This window comes from Psychrobacter sp. KCTC 72983 (genome assembly GCF_014280455.1).
GTDB lineage: Bacteria > Pseudomonadota > Gammaproteobacteria > Pseudomonadales > Moraxellaceae > Psychrobacter > Psychrobacter pacificensis.
In genome coordinates, this window is sequence record NZ_CP060390.1 from 259,800 (window position 1) to 281,677 (window position 21,878).

Genomic DNA, 21,878 nt, shown 5'->3' on the forward strand with positions numbered 1-21,878 from the left:
CACTATTGTTAGTAGCACAATATTGATAATAAATGGCTAATAGCAAATAACTAGCAACGGCGGATTCATACAAAATACATCATGGTACATATCATAGATTGTTATCTTATATGGCGCTTATTAACCCAATTGAAAGATACTGATACTTGACTATAAGTATCAGTATTTTAGTAGAGATTATACTACAAGCAGTCGCCCTAGGCAGTACCATTGCTTATGGTCTAATACCAATGAATGCCCTCGTTAACGATGATAGATTGAAAAATTTGTCAATTTGCGTCATTATGAGGCAGTTTTTTATCCAAAAATGGTGCGACATCCGTGCAAAAATCCAATTTTAAGTTACCAAATACCAAGCTACCCCCATCATCTAAGCCTGCTATGAATGCCTTACCTTCACAGCAGCGCGGCTTGGTATTTAGTAGTCTTCTCTTAATTATCATCATCGCTGGCATGGTGCTATTTGCACTGTATTTGGTCAAGCTTGATCGCACCATTACCCATAAGTTTGAAGGCAAGCGCTGGGATATTCCAGCTAAAGTATACTCACAGCCGCTTGAGCTATATCAGGGTGCCAATATCGATAGAGACACGATGAAAACGTGGCTGGAGTTGCTTAATTATCAAAGCAACAAGTCTTATGATCGCACTGGCACTTATCATAGATCGGGTAATACTTATTTTATCCATACGCGCGGCTTTACCTATAGCTCAAGCGATATAGATGCTGAGCAAGTCATCAAAATGACCCTTGCTGGCAATAAAGTTGACTCTATTCAAAGCACCTTACCTGCCAAAAGTGGCATCATTCGTCTAGAGCCAGTGAGTATCGGTGGTATCTATCCAGACAGTAACGAAGATCGAATGGTTGTCTCTTTAGATGATGTGCCTCAGCCACTGATTGATGCATTGATTGCCACCGAGGATCGCGCGTTTTATGAGCATAAAGGCGTCTCGATACGCGGTATCGCCCGTGCCGTAATCAATAACTTTACTGGTGGTGCTAGGCAAGGTGGCTCGACCATCACCCAGCAGCTGATCAAAAACTTTTACCTCAACTCTGATCGCACCCTCAAACGCAAAGCCAATGAGGCGTTGATGGCGGTACTGCTTGAGCTGCATTATAGTAAAGATGAAATTTTACAGACTTATTTGAACGAAATTTATCTGGGTCAAAACGGCAATCGCTCTATCAATGGTTTTGGTTTGGCCTCACAGTTCTATTTTGATAAACCACTTAACGAGCTGCGTATAGATCAGCAAGCCATGCTAGTTGGTATGGCAAAAGGCCCAAGTATTTACAACCCACGTCGTAATCCAAATGATTCAAAAGCTCGTCGTGACGTGGTGCTTGGTAACATGCTCGCAATGGGCACGCTAAGTCAAGAGGACTATGACAAAGCCTTAAAACAGCCGCTCGGTATCGTGGACAAGCCTGCTGAGGGCAAGAGCCAGTTCCCTGATTTCTTGGACATCGTCAAACGTGAGCTCAATGATGTCTATTACTCTGATGATCTCAAAAATGAAGGTCTAATCATCATTAGTACCCTAGACCCTATTGCTCAGTTGGCAGCAGATAAGGCGGTTGATAGAAAACTGGGCGAGCTGCGCCGTAGCGGTAGCAAAACCAAAGACTTACAAGGCGCGCTCGTCAGTGCCAACCCTGAAACTGGCGAATTGGTCTCTGTCGTTGGTAGTGGCAGTGAGTTCACGGGCTTTAACCGCGCCGTCGATGCCAAGCGTCAAGTCGGCTCTTTATTGAAGCCAATCATTTATATGACCGCGCTTGAGAGTGGTCGTTATAACTTAGCAAGCTCGGTGGATGACTCACCTATCACAGTCAATCTGAATGATGGTACCGATTGGAGTCCTAAGAATTATGACAACCGTGATCATGGCTATGTACCACTGACCACAGGACTGTCGCAATCTTATAACCAAGCGGCGGTACGCTTAGGTATGGAATTTGGGGTTGATACTTTTGCCAAACAACTAAAACGCATGGGGGTTAAAGAAGAAATACCATCCTACCCATCAGCGTTATTAGGGTCGGTCAATCTGAGCCCGATGGACATGTTAGGTATTTACCAAGTCTTTGCGACTGGCGGTTTCCGCACGCCTATTCATAGTATTCGCACGGTTATTGATGATCGCGGTCGTATTTTGCAGCGTACCGGACTCAATACTCAGCGCAGTATTCCACCTGAGACCAACTTTTTGACCAACTATGCGCTACAACAAGTGGTGTCAAACGGTAGCGCCAGACGGGCTCAATCACTTGGCAGCAATCTGAATCTCGCCGGCAAAACGGGCACGACAAACGACTACCGTGATGCTTGGTTTGCAGGCTACAGTGGCAACTACGTCAGTGTTGTTTGGGTTGGTCGTGATGACAACAAGCCCATTGGCTTGAGTGGTGGTACTGGTGCTCTACCGGTTTGGGTCGATTATATGAAACGCCTCAAACTCACTCCAGTAGCGCTACCAGAGCCAGAAGGTATCGAATGGTTGTGGCTCGAGAACAACTCAGGCAAGCTGTCTAACGAACGTTGTGCCAATGCTCGCTACTTACCTGTCATGTCAGCACATTTACCAGAGGAAGCCAGTAGCTGCGCGCTTAGCTTGTATCAACAAGATCGTGCTCGCGAGCAATCTCAATTCCAAAATCAGCAGAGCGCGATCAATGAGCAACGTCGTCGCGAAGGTTTAGATATCCCAAACGGTGAAGCGGTTGATGCTGGTGATTCAGAGGACAGTAATGGACAAAATAATGAAGGTCAAGACCGCGCTGACACATGGTATGACCGTGCTATTGAATGGTTTTAACATTGTTTTTAATATGTAGCGTCTGATATTTAAAAAAGGTCTCAATATGGTCTCATTTCTACAGCAGTCTGCCTCTGTGACACAAACAATGTCTTGGTGGCAGAAAAAATTTGCGTCAGTGAATACTCTAGTTATAGGTGGCATTGTTTGTAGTATGCTAAGCCTCAGCGCATGCCAGACTGCGCCAGATAGCTCAGCTGCGATGAAAACAACACCTATTCAAACAACCCCATCATCACAGCCGCCAGTGACATCGACCACCACTGTGACTCAGGCACCCATCGTTGAAGCAGATGATGAGAACGAATACCCTATTGAGCCTTATACTCCACCCAAAAAGCTCGAGTCGCCGAACCCATTGACCCAAGAAACGCCTGTATTTGAGCCGCCTACTCCAGTGGTGACAGAGCCTAATCTGGGTATTGCCATACCATCGCGCAATGACTATATCATCTCTGAGCCCTCAGCACCGTCACACAATGATCTACTAGAGCAGGCAAGAAAAAACTCACAGCAACGCTCTCAACAATCAACAAGTAATAACAGTAATTTGCCTGCATTTCGTAACTTGATGCAGGTAGGCGTTAATCAACTGAAATCAGGACAATTAACGAATGCTGAAAACAGCTTTACCCGTGCACAGCGCTTGGCCCCCAAGTCGTCTGCCGTATATTTTTATCTGGCGCAAGTGGCATTGAAAAAGAACCAACCTCGTAAGGCAGAAGCGATGGCACGTCGTGGCCTTAGTGTTTCTCAAAATGCCAGTCGCAGACGAGCGCTGTGGCAAATCATTTTACAATCAGGGCAAGCTCAAGGTAACTCACGCGTCGTTAGTGAAGCAAGACGAGCTTTACGCTAATAACCGCTCACTACAGTTATCATTTATCCAAAACATACATTTATTTTTGGGGCTGTCCTAGATAAGTAAAATTATTTAGGATAGTACTATGAGAAAGAGTAAACTAAGTTGGTATAAACAAAACAGACTCATCGAGTTATTTGTTGCTGGTTCTACCGCGAGAACAGCAGCAAGCCTAATTGGTGTTAATAAAACCACAGCCAGTTATTACTTTCATAGGCTACGAGTGCTTATTTACGAGAATAGCCAAGACCCTGGTCTATTTGAGGGCGAAATCGAAGTAGACGAATCATACTTTGGTGGAACTCGTAAAGGCAAGCGAGGGCGAGGTGCTGGTAGCAAAGTGCCCGTGTTTGGCCTATTAAAGCGTAATGGTAAGGTCTACGCTTGTATTATACCCCATGCTAAAGCAGATACTTTGATCCCCATCATAAGAGAAAAAGTGAAGCCTGATAGCATTGTTTATACTGACTCATTTAAAAGCTATAACGCATTAGATGTCAGTGAGTTTACTCATTATCGTATCAACCACTCCAAAACCTTTGTTAATGACAAGAATCACATTAACGGTATAGAGAACTTTTGGAACCAAGCTAAACGGCATCTACGCAAGTTTAACGGAGTTCCAAAAGAGCATTTTCACCTCTATTTAAAGGAATGTGAGTGGCGTTTTAATCACAGTGACCCAAAGTCGCAATTACTACAATTAAAACAGTGGGTTAAACAGGGTTTGAACTAGTTATCTAGGACAGCCCCTTATTTTTTTAGCTTAGGGTTATCGTTATGGCATGGCAACAACTGCATTTACAATGTGAAAAATCAAACGTCGATTTGGCTGAAGCGCTTTTATTAGAAGCTGGCGCACTATCTATTGCCTTAGATGATGCAGGTGATCAGCCTTTGTTTGAACCACTTCCCGGTGAGTCACCGCTATGGGATGAAGTCATACTGACAGGGCTATTTGATGCCACTACTGATGATGGTAGCCGTCAGGCTGTTGAGCAGCTCAGTCATGAAATTGCCGCACAAGTACAGGCTACTCGTATCTGGCTAACGGCTGTTGATGACAAGGATTGGGAGCGCGAATGGATGAGTAACTACCATCCTATCGAATGCGCTAATGACTTGTGGATTGTGCCAGACTGGCTCACACCGCCCAATCCAGAGGCGACCAATATCATTATGGATCCAGGCTTAGCTTTCGGTACTGGCTATCATGCCACGACTCGTCTTTGTCTTGACTGGTTAACAGAGCAAGACCTGACAGATAAAGTGGTCATCGACTATGGCTGCGGCTCAGGCATCTTGGGTATCGCCGCTCTATTATTAGGTGCACGCCAAGTGTATGCAGTCGATATCGATCCACAAGCTGTACTCGCAACCAATCAAAATGCAGTGCGTAATCATGTCGGTGACCGTCTGCAAGCGTTCTTGCCCGAAGAGTTCACAGATTACTGCTCACAACATGATGTTTTGCCTGTAGAAGTGATTGTCGCCAATATTTTGGCCAAACCCTTAATTGGCTTAGCACCTTACTTTTCGACATTGATTGCATCGAAAGGTCGCATCGTATTGGCAGGTTTAATCGAGTCACAGACTGAACAAGTCATGGACGCTTATCAACCCTATTTTGCACTCGATCCAAAGCATGCCTTTACCGCGCAAGAGGACCAGCATTGGCAGCGTTTATCTGGTACATTTACTAGCTAGTAACATTTAATTACATCTGTTACGATAGAGGGCAGTCAAACGTCACATGTTTGGCGCCACTCTGTCGTTGCTCATGATTTATAGAATTTCAAAAAGCATGGTAGCTGTTGGTGAGTGGCTAAGCGGTATAGATAACCATACTTTTTTGGATTCGACCCTATGACCACCCCAATAAAAACCCAGTGCCCTCATTGCCAAGCTTGCTTTAAAGTGCAACAGAATCAACTAAATAAAGCCAATGCTACTATTAACTGTACTCAGTGCCAAAAAAGTTTTTCGGTCAATCAACACCTTATCGTAACCCCTGATACCCCCAACAGCTCCTCCACTCAACATACTGCTACAGCACATCAAAATGCGCAATCCAAGCTGAGTAATCGACCTGAAAGCTCCACCAATAGTCGTAATCAAGCATCTAATATATCAAATACTGCAAAGTCCTCACTCCATAAAAAACGTTCAGCTGATATATTGATTCATGATGACTTAATCTATGATGATATGGATATCGATGAGCCAGAAGACAGCATTGTAGAATACGACTCACTAGACAGCATGGATGCTTGGTTGACGCAAGTGAGCGATACCAATGCTGCAACGGCAACTGACAACGCGACAAACACATTTTCTAAAACCAATAATAAAAGCCAAGAGCAATTTGTAGCATCCCCTACCGAGCATACTACAACAGAACATTCATCAATGGCTCAAGAAGTACTGAGCTCAACTGCTGCCAATGACATTCATGCGAGCATCAACGACACAGCTGATAACTCATGGCTAGAAACACTTCTTGAGGAACAAAATAAACGCGAAGCCAAATCAGTAGATAGCACAGATTTATCACAACTACTGATAGATATGGGTGTACCTCTTAGGGACGAAGAAAATTCTGTTACAGAACATGCAAACAAGGCGCAAGCACAGTTTGCGCCAACAGCCACAACACATTCAATTGCATCTATTCTCTGGATACTGGGATGCTTAGTATTAGCACTATTGCTTGCCGCGCAGTATGTTATGTTTAACCTAGAGACATTAGTCAAAAACCCTGCCAATGCGCAGCGCCTCCAAACGGTATGCTCTATTGCGGCATGTAGCTTGCCAAGCGCTGATCTGACAGCTTTGACTATTACCAATCCAAGTCATCGGTCAAGTCAAATTAAAACCACAGGTACATTTAGCGATATCAGCGCGATATTGAACAACCAAAGCACAAAAGCACAGCTCTATCCAAATATAAAAGTGAGTATTTATGGGGCAGACACTTTGATTGGAGAGTTTATAGCAGCGCCTAACGACTATTTATTGGGTAAGCCAAGTCAGCTAGCTGCTAGTAATAACAGACAACTACTATTTACCATACCCGTTGACAATGCACAAATTCGCGGAATTACGATGACACCACTTTATTGAATACTATTTTTAGCAATAGAATGAGCCTGACATATCGCTGACTTTAAGATAGCCGTCAATCTGTCAGCGCTAGACGATATTAATTTGATATACTATTATTCTGACATCTTATGGTTTGACTCTTTTTTCATTTCAAGGATATTATCTTATGGCACCTCATGCACAGCATCATGCCCATCATTTTGCTAAAAGCTCTGAGCATCCTGCCGATTATAATAAAGAAGATCATCACCATGTCGCTCACGATGTTGAGTTCCCGTTAGAGAGTGCTGCGAGTAGCGCACAGCAGCCTTTGCGTGTACATGTTGAGCGCGTCGTTCGCCAGTATTTCGCTATGCTAGGTGATGAGATGCCTACCGACTTGTACGAGCTTATCTTAAAGCAAGTCGAAGAGCCTCTATTGTCAGTGGTTCTAGAGAAAACTCGAGGCAATCAAACCAAGTGTGCACAAATCTTAGGCCTCAATCGTGGCACTTTACGCAAAAAACTCAAAACTTACGACTTAATGTAGCACTGCTATATGTGCTCACCCATTATTACTAATCATCATGCATGGCAATTGAATGTGCATGGCTTTATCTATCGCGATATAGTCTACCGTTGTTGCCATCATCACCTTGCCAGACGTTTACGTCAGGCTTTTTTTATGGAAGATTTTTTATGAGTACAACCCCACTTGCCCTACTCTCGGTCTCTGATAAATCCAATATCGTTGAGTTTGCTCAAGGCCTTATTAAAGCAGGTTTTGGCTTACTCTCTACTGGCGGTACCTATCGATTACTTACAGAAAATAATGTCGCTGTGACGGAAGTGTCTGACTATACGGGCTTTCCTGAGATGATGGATGGCCGTGTTAAGACCCTGCATCCTAAAATTCATGGTGGTATCTTGGGACGTCGTGGTACAGACGATGCTGTGATGAATGAGCACGCAATCGAGCGTATTGACTTGGTTGTTGTGAATTTATATCCATTTGCTGAAACGATTGCACGTGCTGACGTGACGATGAACGATGCTATCGAAAATATCGATATTGGTGGCCCTACCATGGTACGATCAGCAGCAAAAAATCATGCCCATGTAGGCATCGTGACCGATCCTGCTGATTATGATCGCGTACTGACTGCTTTAAATGGTGGCACTGAATTGACAACGGCTCTACGCTATGATTTAGCGGTTAAAGCCTTTGAGCATACTGCGCAGTACGATGGTATGATTGCCAACTTCTTAGGCAGCCGTGTCAATGAGACGCAGGAACCAGAAAACTTCCCACGCACATTTAATGTACAACTAGAAAAAGCGCAAGATCTGCGCTATGGCGAAAACCCACATCAAAACGCTGCTTTCTACACTGAAAATCATCCTTTAAAAAGCCAACAAGCTTCTATTGCAACGGCTAAGCAACTGCAAGGTAAGGCGCTATCATACAATAATATCGCTGATACTGACGCAGCCCTTGAGTGTGTTAAAGCCTTTACTGCACCAGCTTGCGTTATCGTTAAGCATGCCAATCCTTGCGGTGTCGCGGTAGATAATGACCAAGTAGCTGCTTATCGCACTGCTTTTAGCACCGATCCTGAGTCATCTTTTGGCGGCATTATCGCCTTCAACCGTCCACTGACGCTTGCTGCTGCAAAAGCCATTATCGATAATCAATTTGTAGAAGTCATCATTGCACCCAGCATTGAAGACGGTGTACTTGAAGCGACTGCTACTAAGAAAAACGTACGCGTATTAGTATGTGGTGAACTACCAGCACCAGATCAACGTGATAGTCAGCTTGACTACAAACGCGTCAATGGCGGCCTACTCGTACAAGAGCAAGACCTTGGTTTGATTACGGCAAACGATCTAAAAGTCGTCACTGACGTACAACCAACTGAAGCGCAAGTGGCAGATCTGTTGTTCAGCTGGAATGTGGCAAAATATGTCAAATCGAATGCCATTGTTTATGCGAAAGGTCAACGTACTATCGGTGTTGGTGCAGGTCAAATGAGCCGTGTTAACTCAGCACGTATCGCTGCTATCAAAGCAGAGCATGCTGGACTGGCCACTGAAGGTGCCGTTATGGCCTCAGATGCGTTCTTCCCATTCCGTGATGGCATCGATAATGCTGCTGAAGTGGGTATCTCTGCTATCATTCAGCCAGGTGGTTCTATGCGTGATGATGAGACCATTGCAGCCGCTAATGAGCACGGTATTGCGATGGTATTCACTGGCATGCGTCATTTCCGCCACTAAGTAATCATCTATTAGTTTAAGACTGGAATTAGTCGCAGCAATTGTATTTATTACTGCAACTAATTTTCAGCTTCTATCGTATTCGTGGTCACTACAGTTAAAGTATTACCCAATAAAAAAAGCCACTGCATCGCTACAGTGGCTTTTTTGCGTTTAACAATTAAGAGTAACCATACAGCGAACGCTTAGCGCCCTTGTGCATTTGCCATGTTGGCTTCGTTAATCTCAACTTGATAGACCATACGTAGATAATCTAAGTAATCTTGCAGCTGATCTTGACCTAAGTTATCACGAATGATGCTGGCCGTTTGCGCTCTTTGCATATCAGATAGTGGTGACTGCTGCTCAGTCTTGATGCGATCACCAACCAATAGCGTTGCACCTGCTTCAGTCTCACTAGCGAGCGCGACTACGCCATCATTGGCAGCTTGCTTGCTAAAGGCCAATCCACGCTCTTTATCAGTTAGCAACGTTGTTTGACGATTGATCTCACCCAAAGATTGCAAACTTACTGACTGCTTAGCAATATCAGCTGGCGTTTTGATACCAGCAGCGACAGCTTTCGCTTCTTTTAGCGCCAAGGCTGTGGCTTTTTGCTGACGCAATATCTGAGTGATTCTTGGCGTTGCACTAGATAAGCTCAGTGTGGTCGTAGGACGATAGTTGCTTGGTTGTACCCATACCGTACCGTTACCAACTTCTATACCTGCCGTCACGGCCTGATCTTGAATCGTAAATTCGTCAAAGGCCTGTTTGATCACTGCTGGTTGCGATAATACTGATTTGTTATTTTCTTTACGATAATCTTTGATACGTTTTAGCGTGACATTCTCTTGCTGCGCAATATCTTCGATACTAAAGCCATCTGCTGCCAAATCATTAATCGAGGTTACTTTATCCGCGTAGACTTCTTGACGCTTGTACTCTTTTGCCTTAGCAGTCAGCTCTGCACGCATACTATCGAGACTTGGAATCTTTTTGCCATTATCTTCGGTGACTGTGAATATCTGATAGCCAAAGCTGGTCTTGATAGGGGCTGTCACATCTCCAACGCTCAAGCCTTCTAGTGCTTTTTCAACAGCATCGGCGTCACCACCAAATACTGACGGATTAAAGCGACCAATGTCACCGCCTGCTTCTCCTGAAGGATCATCCGATTCTGCTTTGGCCACAGTAGCAAAAGACTCGCCTTTAGCCAAGCGAGCTTTAACTTTATCTGCTCTTGCCTTAGCATCATCACCTGTTAACAGTATTTGACTCACTCTACGCTCATCATCAGCAGCCAGACCTTGCTTATACGCTTCGTACTGCTGCTGCAACTCTTCTGTTGTCACATCATCGACTTTGATGGTCTGCGGGCTAAGCTGAATATAAGCCAAGTTGACCATTGCCGCGCTTTTTAGCGTGTCTTTATTGGCATCATAATATGCTTGAATATCATTTTTACTCAGTTTGACCTGATCAGCATAATCCTGCCAATCAAAACGATGTACCCAGACGTTGCGCGACTCTAGTTGCAAGTCGATCAATTGGCTAACTGCCTGCATTGGATAGACAGCTGTGCCAACGATACTAGCATTCAGCTGATCTAAGCTTAACTGATTGCGAAACTCTGCAAACAACTGATTTTTGGTCATACCGCGCTGACGCAAAAAGTTTGCAAACTGATCGTTAGAAAAGTTTCCATCAGCATCTTTGAATATGTCTTCTTCACGCAGCAAACGATTGATCGTGTCATCAGAGACTGTCATACCAAGCTTACCTGCTTGCTGCTCTAATAATGTACGGTCAATTAGACCTTTTAGTACCTGCTCGTGCAGTACATCTTCATTCAATAAACTGGCATCATCAACTTGCTCTAGTATTTCGCTACGACGGTTATTGACGGCAGTCTGATACTCGGACAACCCTACGCTTGCCTCACCCACCTGAGCGATTTGGTTGGGATCAACCCCGCCGCCAAAATAGCTTTCGACACCCAATAGAGCCAGTGGCGATAGGCATAAAATCAATAAAATGCGACCTGGCCAGCTTTTTAAGAAATCGCGCAATTTATCCATAGTTATCTCTGCTTTATTAACCTATATTGATGAAAAACCATTGTAATACTGTTAGGAGCTGTTGAGTGCGACCTGCTAATATCAATGCTATTTAAGCCGGCAATGGTAAGAGGAAGAACGTGTACATTTTATTAGGGGAAACAAGGTTCAGTGACAATACCTTATTTAAACAACGCATCTATCGCGCGCCCTATGATACGTGATTTTTCATATATACTCAAAATATTCACGTTGTATGAGATAAACTATAGCGACAAAAAAAGCACCTAATATTTAGGTGCTTTTTCGGTGCTTAGCTTATGACATCAGCCAAAGCGACCATCTACCATAGAGCGGCTTAGTTCAAACGCTCTTTTAGGTTTTTACCAGCTTTGAAGCTTGGTACTTTGCTTGCAGGGATGCTTAGCTCTTCACCAGTCTTAGGGTTACGGCCAGTACGTGCTTTGCGGTCTTTTACGCTAAAAGTACCGAAACCAACTAGAGAGATGCTATCGCCAGCTTCTAAAGCTTCGCCAACACTTTCCATAACAGCGTTCAAAGCATCACCAGCTTGAGTCTTATTTAGACCACTTTTGTCTGCGATGCTATCAATTAATTCTGACTTATTCATAAAATTTCCTTCAAGTTTAAGGGGGTAATAAACGCTCACGCCAAGCATTGTAACGCTCTCGTGGTACTTACGCAATAAAAACTACCTGACTGGCGTATTAACAGGTTTCGCTTTGTTATCGTCTTTATATCAAGGCAGCATAAGGAGTGCAAGCGATTTTACATCTTTTTGTGCCATCAACTACGTATTTGACACCCAATGTTACGCAAAACATCTGCAACCTCTATACAGGCAAACTGTCCTCGTTCGAACAATGAATCAACTTATTTGTTTATTCTTTAAAACAGTTGTCAGTTGGTGTCTGTGCATTACCAGTCATAAATTTTGGTGTCTTTATCAACTGCTAGATTGTACTGTAATAATTTTACCACTGACAGAAACTAGCGTTACTTTTTATTATAAAGGCGTTACTATAAGCAAAATATCACTGCAAATTTCGGGTAAAAATAAACTTAAGTTTATTACATAACTTTGATTTGCTAAATAAAAAAAATGGATTATTTACATGAAGCGTTCTACGTTGTCTCACTCTCTTCTTAATATTATTCTGGTGTTCATCGAGTCGGCGCTGACACTATTGTTACGTTTGGATCCTGAACTACGTAAAGCCGCTTATCCACTTGCCAAACAAGGTACGGTCGTAGCGTTGCGCTTATATTTGCCTCATGTCGAGGTTTTTGCCACCTTTAGTACCAAAGGCGTACTCTTGGATGCCCAGTTACCTGTTGGTCGTAGCGAACCTGATGTCGTTATCAATGCTTATAGCATTCAAGTGATTAATGCCATCACCACTCACGATAGAGAGACGACCGAAAAATTACAGATGCGCGGTGAATCCGTTCAAGTGCAGCTGGTCAAACAATTCATTATGCAGCTTGGTCTCGGCAGCTTGATTCAAGGTCTAATTAAAAAGATAAAAGGCGGCAACGCTAAAACCAAACCGACCGATGCTGAAATGGCAGAAAGAAAAGACCATTATAAAGAGCGTATCAAAGAACAACAGACCCAAATCAACACATTAACCATCAAGAACCGCGAACTTGAAACCACAGTTAAAGAGCTACAGAGCAAGCAAAAGACCTTTATGATTGTCACTATGGTGGCGCTGATTGTTATGATTGGCTCAGTCATCGCACTGTTGATGAGCTGATTTTAATCGAACTTAGCTTTTATCAATTGATTTTTACCAAACTATGATTTCAGATATAAATGAGCGTACAGTGCCTATTGAAAAGGTAATGGACGCTCATTTTTTCTCTAGATTGTTACATTCTGGCTTGTTCGATATTGCTACAATTTACGTTCAAATCATAAATTAGCCAATATTGAAGTGTTAAAAATAAGATATCTCTCCCCGCTCATACACACATCCCGAACACCATTGTTTTTATCAATCATAGCGATAAGCTCGATCAACCATTTAATCACACTTTAATCTTGACTAAATTACTCAGGATTAAGTATAATTGACCTAATCGTTGCACACATCGGGTTAACCATCTGTTGTTTAATAACGATAAGACACAACTTGAACGGATATGATTGACAGCTTTTATATTGATCTATTATTGACTGCATCTATCCCTTTCCAAGAACGTTATTAAATAAAAATGACATAAAAGTTTGGAGATAACACATGCGTTTAACTACTCGTGGCAGATATGCCGTTACTGCTTTACTAGACTTGGCATTACAGACCAGTCAACAAGAGAGCGCAGTATCTCTATCTGATATCGCTAAACGGCAGTCAATTTCTATCTCCTACCTCGAACAGTTATTCTCCAAGCTACGCAAACGTGGCCTTGTGACCAGTATTCGCGGTGCAGCTGGTGGTTATAACCTAGCCAAGCCATTGAACGAGATAGATGTGATGAGCATCATATCTGCTGTCGATGAATCCGTTAATGCGATGCAGTGTGAAGGACGCGGTGACTGTCAAGGTGGTACAATGTGCCTGACCCATGACCTATGGTGTGCACTATCAAATCATATTGAACAGTACTTGAAAAATATAACATTAGCGCAATTATTAGATATGGAAAATGTGCAGTCAGTATCAGAACGTCAGCACAGTTCTACAAAAGATATTTCCATAAAAGACATTAATACCATTACTCTATCGAACAGCGAGGCAAACCCAGCATGAGCCAACATAACAACCTTATATACTTAGATTATGCCGCCACCACACCAGTTGCCAAATCAGTAGCTGCTAAGATGAGCGAATATCTGACAGTAGATGGCATCTTTGGTAATCCAGCCTCGCGCTCGCACGGCTATGGCTGGCAAGCAGAAGAAGCCGTAGAAACTGCTCGCGGACAAGTTGCTGAAGTCATCAACGCTGATCCACGCGAAATCGTCTTTACTTCTGGTGCAACTGAATCTGACAACCTAGCCATTAAAGGCGCAGCTCACTTTTATCAGTCTCGTGGTAAACACATCATCACCAGCAAAATTGAGCACAAAGCCGTGCTAGATACGTGCCGTGAGCTTGAGCAAGAAGGTTTTGAAATTACGTATCTTGAGCCGCAACCAAGCACAGGTCTTATCTTGCCAGAGCAGGTAAAAGCAGCGCTACGTGAGGATACAATTTTGGTATCGCTTATGATGGTAAATAACGAGCTTGGTACGATCACAGATGTGGCGGCCATTGGTGAAATCACTCGTGAGGCCGGTGTGGTTTTCCATGTTGATGGTGCACAGTCTGTTGGTAAAGTAAAAATCAATCTTGAAGAGATGAAGATCGATTTGATGAGTTTCTCAGGTCATAAAGCCTATGGTCCTAAAGGTATCGGTGCCTTATTTGTTCGTCGTAAGCCACGTATTCGTTTAAAAGCAGAGCAACACGGCGGTGGTCATGAGCGCGGTATGCGTTCAGGTACATTGCCTACGCATCAGATCGTTGGTCTTGGCGCAGCATTTGCTCTAGCCAATGAGAGCTTTGAAGCAGATCATGCCCATGTTGCAAAACTGCGTCAAAAACTCTGGGATGGTCTACAAGATATCGAAGAGATCTACCTAAATGGCGATCTTGAGAACAGCGTACCAAACATTGTGAACATCAGCTTTAACTTTGTTGAAGGCGAGTCATTGATGATGTCGCTAAAAGACTTAGCGGTATCATCAGGGTCAGCCTGTACATCAGCGACGCTTGAGCCATCATATGTACTACGTGCTATCGGTCGCCCAGACGAATTGGCGCATAGCTCAATCCGCTTCAGCTTTGGTCGTTATACGACTGAAGAAGACATCGACACTGTTATCAAGCAAATGCATGAAGCTGTTGATAAACTACGTGCCCTATCGCCACTTTGGGATATGTACCAAGAAGGTGTTGATTTGAATTCAGTCGAATGGGCTGAGCACTAAAATCGAGCACAGACAGTAATACAGCTTCAAATATATTTATTAAACGATTGATCAGACAATTAAAAATCCAGTTTTTATTAACTAAATGTTTGACCCCAATTATCGATGAGTAGTTAGATATTTAAAGTTAATACGCGATTACTCATCATCTAACTAGGAGAAAACCCCATGGCCTATAGTGACCAAGTTATTGATCATTACGAAAACCCACGCAACGTTGGTAATCTTGACAAAAACGCCAAAAACGTTGGTACCGGTATGGTCGGTGCCCCAGCCTGTGGCGATGTAATGCGTCTACAAATCCAAGTCGATGATAACGGTATTATCGAAGATGCACGCTTTAAAACTTATGGCTGCGGTTCAGCAATTGCCTCAAGCTCGCTCGTTACTGAGTGGCTAAAAGGCAAAAGCTTGGATCAAGCTGGCGAAATCAAAAACAACGATATCGCTAAAGAACTAGCGTTACCACCAGTAAAAGTGCATTGCTCTGTACTTGCAGAAGATGCCATTAAAGCCGCTATTAGCGACTATAAAGGTAAGCATGGCGTAGCAGCAGCGGCAGAAGAAGCCACTATCTAAGCCAAACCTACTAGCGTCTGCGCTGTGTTTTGTTAGCAATGCTAAAGTAGTAATACATCAGATGGTTACTAACGCTAAAAAGGTGACAATGACACTTATGTAATTGTCACCTTTTATTTTCTAAAAACTATTAGCATATTATTTTGGCAAACTCGTAACTTCGCTTGCCAGTTTACATAGTTTATTTATTGATATTTACGATTAATAGTCAATGGGAGTTGGCATGATTGAAATGACAGAACGCGCCGCTCAGCATGTTCAAGACTTTTTGGACAATCGCGGCAAAGGTGAAGGTATTCGAGTGGGTATCCGTACAGCGGGTTGCTCAGGCCTTGCTTATGTTTTAGAGTTTGTAGATATACCTGATGAAAATGACACGCGCTATGAAAGCCGCGGCGTTAGCATTTTTATTGATCCTAAAAGCTTGGTCTATTTAGATGGCCTGTTGATGGATTATGAAAAAGAAGGTCTAAACGAAGGTTTCAAGTTCACTAACCCTAACCAAAAAGGTGAATGTGGCTGCGGTGAGTCTTTTACTGTTTAATGGTTCAATCAACTGATTATTCAGTGATTGATGCACCCGTTGTGATGAATCAATACAAAAGATATAAATGCACTAATATATTTGGTAGAAGCACCAGATTAAGACTTTAAAAACAAATAAAAAAGCAAGGCGTAAGATATGACAGATACGATTCCAGAAACACAATTTGATAACTTCTTTGCCCTATTTGAGCAACCTGTACAATTTGAAGTCAATCAAGACAGTCTCGATCAGCATCTACGTCTGCTACAAAAACGCTATCATCCTGATAATGTTGCAAAGAATCTAGCAGATACTAAGCAAGCCAAGCAGCAATCAGAGCAGTATTCTGCCGTCATCAATCAAGCGTATCAGACACTAAGTGCCCCTGATAGCCGTGCTGGTTACCTACTAGGTATGGCTGATCAAGCGCAAAATCTAGAACACTCCATCGCAGACTTAGATTTTTTAGAAGATGCGATGGAAATGCGTATGGATTTAGATGACGCTATTGTAGGCAAAGACCTTTTAGCCTTGCAGCAGCTACATCCTCAGATTACATCGCGCTTGGCAAACCAGTCTCAGCGTTTTGAGACTGCTTACCAAGAGCAAGATTGGCCAACGGCGATTGATGCGACACAGAAATTGAAGTTTTTGGTCAAATTGAATGCTGATGTTACAACGGGGCTTGATGACGTCGCCACTGCTGCACATTCAGATGACGATGACCTATACGTCTAGATAGCTGTGCATGATGTATCTTACTTGAAAGCTAGATTCTAAATATTTGGTTAAATTAGTATCAACTATACCGTATAATCTCTGATTTTGAGCATGCTTAACTGCCAAATCCCTCTATATTGAGCATAAAGAGATAGCGGTTAAGCAGTCTACTGAACATGCCATATTTGCCTCATTACACTTATTCATTTTATCTCTGAGTTATTCTTATGTCTTTAATGCAAATTGCCGAACCCAATCAAAGCGCTCAACCTCATCAACATCGTTTTGGCCTAGGTATTGACCTTGGTACGACACGCTCACTGGTCGCTGTAGTACGTTCAGGCAAGGCGCAAGTCTTAGAAGCAGGCGCAGCATCAGATACCTTGCTGCCTTCTGTGGTTTATTATCCAGCGACAGGTAATCCATCGGTCGGCTATGATGCTCTAGCGCATTTAGCAGACGATCCCAAAAATACGATCGTCTCGGCTAAGCGTTTTATGGGTCGTAGCCAAGCGGATATTAAATTCTCGCATCCTTATGAGTTGTCTGGTAGTACAGATGATATGCCAGCATTTGTCACGGCTCAAGGTGAAGTGTCACCTGTCGAAGTATCAGCGCGTATATTAGCCGCGCTTGAGCAACGTGCAGCGAGCGCACTGCCTGCAGACAGCATTGAGGGTGCCGTCATTACTGTGCCAGCTTATTTTGATGAGGCACAGCGCCAAGCCACTAAAGATGCTGCGCAAGCGGCTGGTATCAATGTGCTACGCTTGTTAAATGAGCCCACAGCTGCTGCGGTCGCTTATGGTCTTGAGCAATCATCAGAAGATAACAATAAAGAAAATTACTATCTTATTTATGATTTGGGCGGCGGTACTTTTGATGTATCTATTCTGAAGTTGAATGATGGTGTCTTTGAAGTATTGGCAACTGGCGGTAATAGCGCACTGGGCGGCGATGATATTGATCGTCTGATTACCAACTGGATTATTAAACAGTTAAATATAGACCCAAAAGACGTAAGCCTGCATGACAAATCAGTACTCGCACAAGAAGCTAAAGCTTACAAGCAAGCGCTGACTGATGCTGAGCAAGTGGATATCAATGTCACTGTCAACGGACAAACCTATCAAGGTGTATTGCGCCGTGAAGACATCCTTACTATCGTAGAGCCTGTTAGTCGTCGCACGTTAAGCGTATGTGAACAAGTCCTGCGTGATGCCAAGCTGACTGCCACAGATTTAGACGAAGTGATCTTAGTAGGCGGCTCAACGCGTATGCCTGCCATACAACAAGTCGTGACTGAATTTTTTGCCAAGCAGCCTCTTTGCCGTCTGAATCCAGATGAGGTTGTTGCCTTAGGCGCTGCTCAAACTGCTCACCAACTGGTGAATGGTGATAGTAACAACAATTTGTTGTTATTGGACGTAACGCCATTATCATTAGGTCTTGAGACCATGGGTGGTTTGGTTGAAGTACTCATCCCACGCAACACGCCTATCCCTGTCAAAAAACGTCAAGTGTTTACCACCTATCAAGATGGTCAAACAGGCATGGTGATACACGTCGTGCAAGGTGAGCGCGAAACAGTAGAAAACTGTCGCTCACTTGGCCGCTTTGAGCTGTACGGTATTCCGCCAATGAAAGCTGGGTTTGCTCGTATCGAGGTCACCTTTAGCATCGATGCCAATGGTCAGCTGACTGTTAGTGCACAAGAAACCACGACCAAGACAGAAAGCAAGATCGAGATCGTGCCTTCTTATGGTTTGTCTGATGAGCAAAAAGAGCAGTTGCTTGTTGCCGGATTTAAACATGCAGAGGAAGATAAAAACGCACGCTCTTTAATCGAAACAAAAGTAGAAGCCGAGCGTGAAGTATTGGCTCTAGAATCTGCGCTGAACGAGTTTGCAGCACTGCTTTCTTCTGATGAGCAGCACACTTTAGCGGAGCACATACAAGCCCTTCGTTCTGCTCTTAGCACTAATGACTTGGCACTTATCGAAGCACAGCAAGCACAGCTTAAGCCGCATAGTGATGCCTTTGCTGCTCGCATTATGAATCAAAGCGTTCAAACCAGCATGGCAGGTACCAGCGCACAAGATTGGTAAAATCCATACTCAAAATGATAGCTTAGTTATGATACTAAGCTACTTTATCTTATTTTTTAGATTGATTAGCATTGGACAAATAATTTATGCCAAAAGTTACCGTACTACCCCATCACGAAATCTGCCCAGAGGGCGCAGAAGTTGAGCTACAAGCTGGTCAGAATTTGTGCAAAGCGTTGTTAGAAAAAGGCATCAAAATCGAGCATGCCTGTGAGATGTCAAAAGCTTGTACTACTTGTCACGTTGTCGTACGCAAAGGGTTCAATAGTCTAGATGAGATGGATGATGTAGAAGCTGATCTACTTGATCGTGCTTGGGGCTTAGAGCCTGACTCACGTCTGTCTTGTCAGGTCATGCTTGATGATGAAGATCTAACCATCGAGGTTCCAAAATACACATTGAATCATGCAAAAGAAAATCATTAATATGATCAGTACAAACTACTTATAAGTTACAAAAAAGCCAGCTATTAAAATATAATAGCTGGCTTTTTTTATACTCAATATTTCACGATATGACTTCCCAAATCATGACTTTTTGTTAGCACTATGACGTTTGCTTTCTTCAGCGATGCTCTGTGCCAATTTTTCTTCTTCTTGTTCGATACGCTCAAGCGCAAAGTTTAGACGACTCCTGATATCTTGATAGTCATTGTCTTTCATGTCTTTAAAATTTAGATGCAAGTTAAACCCTGGCAAGGTGTGATCTACCCATTTAGACAAATGACCTTTATTAGCATCAGGGTCAAGTACTTGCCATGCATTTACCTTGTCATCAAAGCCTTTTAGCTGAAGCGCTCCAACATGTTGACACTCATAGTTATGGCAAACATAATCATAAGTGCTTTCACTGACCAATATCTCATCTTTGCCAGCATTCGATTCGAGTCTTGACGCCAGATTAGCCTCTTTACCAATCAGTGTGTAACTAAGACGATTGTTGCTACCAAAATTGCCCACGTGGCAATAACCAGTTGTGATACCAATACGTATATATAACCCCTCAAACCCCATCAGTCGCCATTTTTGACGCAATGTACGCATCTCGCGGCGCATATCTATCGCCATTGCCACGCAATCCAGAGCATCTTGACGTGAGCCACGGCTATTAGGCTCACCGAAAAAGCACACCATGCCATCACCAATAAATTTATCAAGTACGGCACCATGTCTGTCAGCAATTAACGTCATGCAATGCATATAAGTGTTCAAAATATCAGCCACGTTGTCAGCACTCAGACTATCAGACAGATCGGTAAAGCCCACAATATCTGAAAACATAATAGTCAGCTTGGCACGTTTATTCGACACACTAACAGGGCTATCAGATCTAACAATTGGCTCCCAAATTTGCGGCGGTACAAAGCGAGTCAACTTATTGATGACCGACACCATGGTACTCAAACGTCCTCCGGCTTTAGAGGCACTTTCTTTATAACCAATATACTCTTGATACGTACTGCGAAACTGATACAAAATAACCATTATGCTTGCTAGCAATACGGTGGGAGGCACCCAACCTTCATTACAGTTCAATCCTTCGTTGTCTAGTATTGTACTGACATAATAAAAGACAATAGATGTCACCAATGCTACAGTAAATAATCTTAGACCGTTATCGACACCACTGACGATCATACGTACGCCGATTAAGGCTGCCAAACTGAGCGATATCACCGTACAAAACTGTATTGACCCAATAACGACCGCAAATAAAATAACGACCATATTAGACGTCCAAAGACTGGTTTGGCGTCGATAGTTATAAATCAGAATCATTAGGCTAGGTAGTAGAACGACAACCAATAACGCCATTGAGGTAGGACGAAAATTGTAATGCGGGGCGAGTAATATGACAGTAAGAATTAAAACAAAAACTTCTGGATAGTCGAATTGACAGATTCCACTACCTTTTGACAATAGTTTTGGCTTTAACATCCCTATAAAAGGCATATTGAATTTCACTTAAATGAGATAAGCTATCAGAGAGATAAAGATATATAAGAACAACACACGCAAATCACCTATCTTAATGATAAATAAATAATTACAAAAATATATTATACTTTCTAAATTAAATGAAACCTAGGTCAGTGGTAGCTAAAAAAATACCATCTATCATTTATCAAGATGACAAATTTTCTGGATAAACAACTGACAATGTTTGATTGTTACAGAAAAAAGCCAGATATGACGAGTATCTGGCTTTTTTCTGTCGCAATAGTTTATGAAAGAGGCTTCATAAATAATGCTTTATAGATGAGGTAAAGCAATTCAAAGTTAAAAACGGATTACATCTGCCAATCAAAAGGCATTTGATGATGACCACGTAGCGCCATCATTAACGTCTGCTGCATTTGTGCCAAGACTTCTTTGGTATAAGGAACCGCAGGAACTCCCCATACTGGATTTGGCCATTGCATATCATTTTGATAACGAACAATATGATGAAAATGAAGCTGCGGGACTTGATTACCAAGCGCGGCCACATTCATTTTATCTGCTTGAAAGGTTTTGGCTAGCTGACTCGATAACCAGCTTGACTCACGCAAGAACTGCGTTTGGTCTGCCTCAGACAACTCATAAAGCTCTTTGATACCCGATACGCGCGGTACTAATATCAGCCAAGGAAACTGGCAGTCATTGATCAAACGACAAGTAGATAATGGAAAATCACCCACTAAGAAACTATCAGCAGCAAGTTTATGATGAAGTTGGAACATAATGACGGTTCTCTTGTTGTTTAATGCAAATAAAAGTAGGTACAAAGTATAGAAGAAAAAGCAATCCGGTTATTTTATCAGTTATCCTTGCGATAAAATAGCGCCATACACTATTGCGTTTGTGTGGATTGT

At 42.9% G+C, this 21,878-nt stretch carries 19 protein-coding genes; 15 read left to right on the forward strand and 4 right to left on the reverse strand.

Translation table 11 applies throughout. The features are described from left to right. Nucleotides 1-381: 381 nt before the first annotated feature. From mrcB to purH, 7 genes are all read left to right on the forward strand, one after another. Entirely contained in the window at nt 382-2,826 is a 2,445-nt protein-coding gene (mrcB, locus tag PSBA01_RS01050; protein ID WP_186475393.1) for a penicillin-binding protein 1B, read from the forward strand. A 46-nt stretch (nt 2,827-2,872) separates the two neighbouring features. Then, entirely contained in the window at nt 2,873-3,685 is an 813-nt protein-coding gene (locus PSBA01_RS01055) for a tetratricopeptide repeat protein (RefSeq protein WP_186474795.1), read from the forward strand. A gap of 88 nt (nt 3,686-3,773) precedes the next feature. Further along, a complete protein-coding gene (locus PSBA01_RS01060) occupies nt 3,774-4,424 on the forward strand; it encodes an IS1595-like element ISPssp3 family transposase (protein ID WP_186474796.1) in 651 nt (216 codons plus the stop codon). Nucleotides 4,425-4,468: 44 nt separating this feature from the next. Further along, a complete protein-coding gene (gene prmA / locus PSBA01_RS01065; RefSeq protein ID WP_186474797.1) occupies nt 4,469-5,395 on the forward strand; it encodes a 50S ribosomal protein L11 methyltransferase in 927 nt (308 codons plus the stop codon). 159 nt (nt 5,396-5,554) lie between these two features. Beyond that, entirely contained in the window at nt 5,555-6,811 is a 1,257-nt protein-coding gene (locus PSBA01_RS01070; protein WP_186474798.1) for a DUF3426 domain-containing protein, read from the forward strand. Between the two features lie 292 nt (nt 6,812-7,103). Beyond that, a complete protein-coding gene (locus PSBA01_RS13240; RefSeq protein WP_045452018.1) occupies nt 7,104-7,322 on the forward strand; it encodes a helix-turn-helix domain-containing protein in 219 nt (72 codons plus the stop codon). A gap of 149 nt (nt 7,323-7,471) precedes the next feature. Further along, entirely contained in the window at nt 7,472-9,052 is a 1,581-nt protein-coding gene (purH, locus tag PSBA01_RS01080; RefSeq protein WP_075107009.1) for a bifunctional phosphoribosylaminoimidazolecarboxamide formyltransferase/IMP cyclohydrolase, read from the forward strand. A 185-nt stretch (nt 9,053-9,237) separates the two neighbouring features. Here the strand turns inward: purH and PSBA01_RS01085 are convergent, their stop codons facing one another. Together PSBA01_RS01085 and PSBA01_RS01090 are read right to left on the reverse strand one after the other, a co-directional pair. Next, complete coding sequence (locus PSBA01_RS01085) at nt 9,238-11,112, reverse strand: SurA N-terminal domain-containing protein (protein WP_186474799.1); 1,875 nt, start codon at nt 11,110-11,112, stop codon at nt 9,238-9,240. A gap of 337 nt (nt 11,113-11,449) precedes the next feature. After that, nucleotides 11,450-11,722, reverse strand: coding sequence for an HU family DNA-binding protein (locus tag PSBA01_RS01090; protein ID WP_045445077.1), 273 nt, complete (start codon nt 11,720-11,722; stop codon nt 11,450-11,452). Nucleotides 11,723-12,227: 505 nt separating this feature from the next. Here PSBA01_RS01090 and PSBA01_RS01095 point away from each other — a divergent pair. From PSBA01_RS01095 to fdx, 8 genes are all read left to right on the forward strand, one after another. Further along, the gene (locus PSBA01_RS01095; protein ID WP_186474800.1) at nt 12,228-12,872 is read left to right on the forward strand and encodes a hypothetical protein; all 645 of its coding nucleotides are present in this window, start codon (nt 12,228-12,230) and stop codon (nt 12,870-12,872) included. Between the two features lie 486 nt (nt 12,873-13,358). Continuing rightward, nucleotides 13,359-13,868, forward strand: a complete 510-nt coding sequence (locus PSBA01_RS01100) for an Rrf2 family transcriptional regulator (RefSeq protein WP_186474801.1) — start codon at nt 13,359-13,361, stop codon at nt 13,866-13,868. Then, entirely contained in the window at nt 13,865-15,091 is a 1,227-nt protein-coding gene (locus tag PSBA01_RS01105) for an IscS subfamily cysteine desulfurase (protein ID WP_186474802.1), read from the forward strand. The genes PSBA01_RS01100 and PSBA01_RS01105 overlap by 4 nt, the downstream gene beginning before the upstream one ends. Before the next feature lie 168 nt (nt 15,092-15,259). After that, nucleotides 15,260-15,670, forward strand: a complete 411-nt coding sequence (gene iscU, locus PSBA01_RS01110) for a Fe-S cluster assembly scaffold IscU (protein ID WP_058024183.1) — start codon at nt 15,260-15,262, stop codon at nt 15,668-15,670. Between the two features lie 223 nt (nt 15,671-15,893). Beyond that, the gene (iscA, locus tag PSBA01_RS01115; RefSeq protein WP_071003519.1) at nt 15,894-16,214 is read left to right on the forward strand and encodes an iron-sulfur cluster assembly protein IscA; all 321 of its coding nucleotides are present in this window, start codon (nt 15,894-15,896) and stop codon (nt 16,212-16,214) included. Nucleotides 16,215-16,352: 138 nt separating this feature from the next. Then, on the forward strand, nt 16,353-16,934 hold the full coding sequence (hscB, locus tag PSBA01_RS01120) for a Fe-S protein assembly co-chaperone HscB (protein ID WP_071003518.1): 582 nt from the start codon (nt 16,353-16,355) through the stop codon (nt 16,932-16,934). A 209-nt stretch (nt 16,935-17,143) separates the two neighbouring features. After that, nucleotides 17,144-19,024: a Fe-S protein assembly chaperone HscA gene (gene hscA, locus PSBA01_RS01125; RefSeq protein WP_186474803.1), complete on the forward strand. Its 1,881-nt coding sequence runs from the start codon at nt 17,144-17,146 to the stop codon at nt 19,022-19,024. Nucleotides 19,025-19,110: 86 nt separating this feature from the next. Further along, nucleotides 19,111-19,449, forward strand: coding sequence for an ISC system 2Fe-2S type ferredoxin (fdx, locus tag PSBA01_RS01130; protein ID WP_058024187.1), 339 nt, complete (start codon nt 19,111-19,113; stop codon nt 19,447-19,449). Between the two features lie 102 nt (nt 19,450-19,551). Here the strand turns inward: fdx and PSBA01_RS01135 are convergent, their stop codons facing one another. Together PSBA01_RS01135 and PSBA01_RS01140 are read right to left on the reverse strand one after the other, a co-directional pair. Next, nucleotides 19,552-20,961, reverse strand: coding sequence for an adenylate/guanylate cyclase domain-containing protein (locus tag PSBA01_RS01135; protein ID WP_228724607.1), 1,410 nt, complete (start codon nt 20,959-20,961; stop codon nt 19,552-19,554). 353 nt (nt 20,962-21,314) lie between these two features. Further along, nucleotides 21,315-21,746, reverse strand: a complete 432-nt coding sequence (locus PSBA01_RS01140; RefSeq protein WP_057759208.1) for an HIT domain-containing protein — start codon at nt 21,744-21,746, stop codon at nt 21,315-21,317. Nucleotides 21,747-21,878 lie beyond the last annotated feature (132 nt).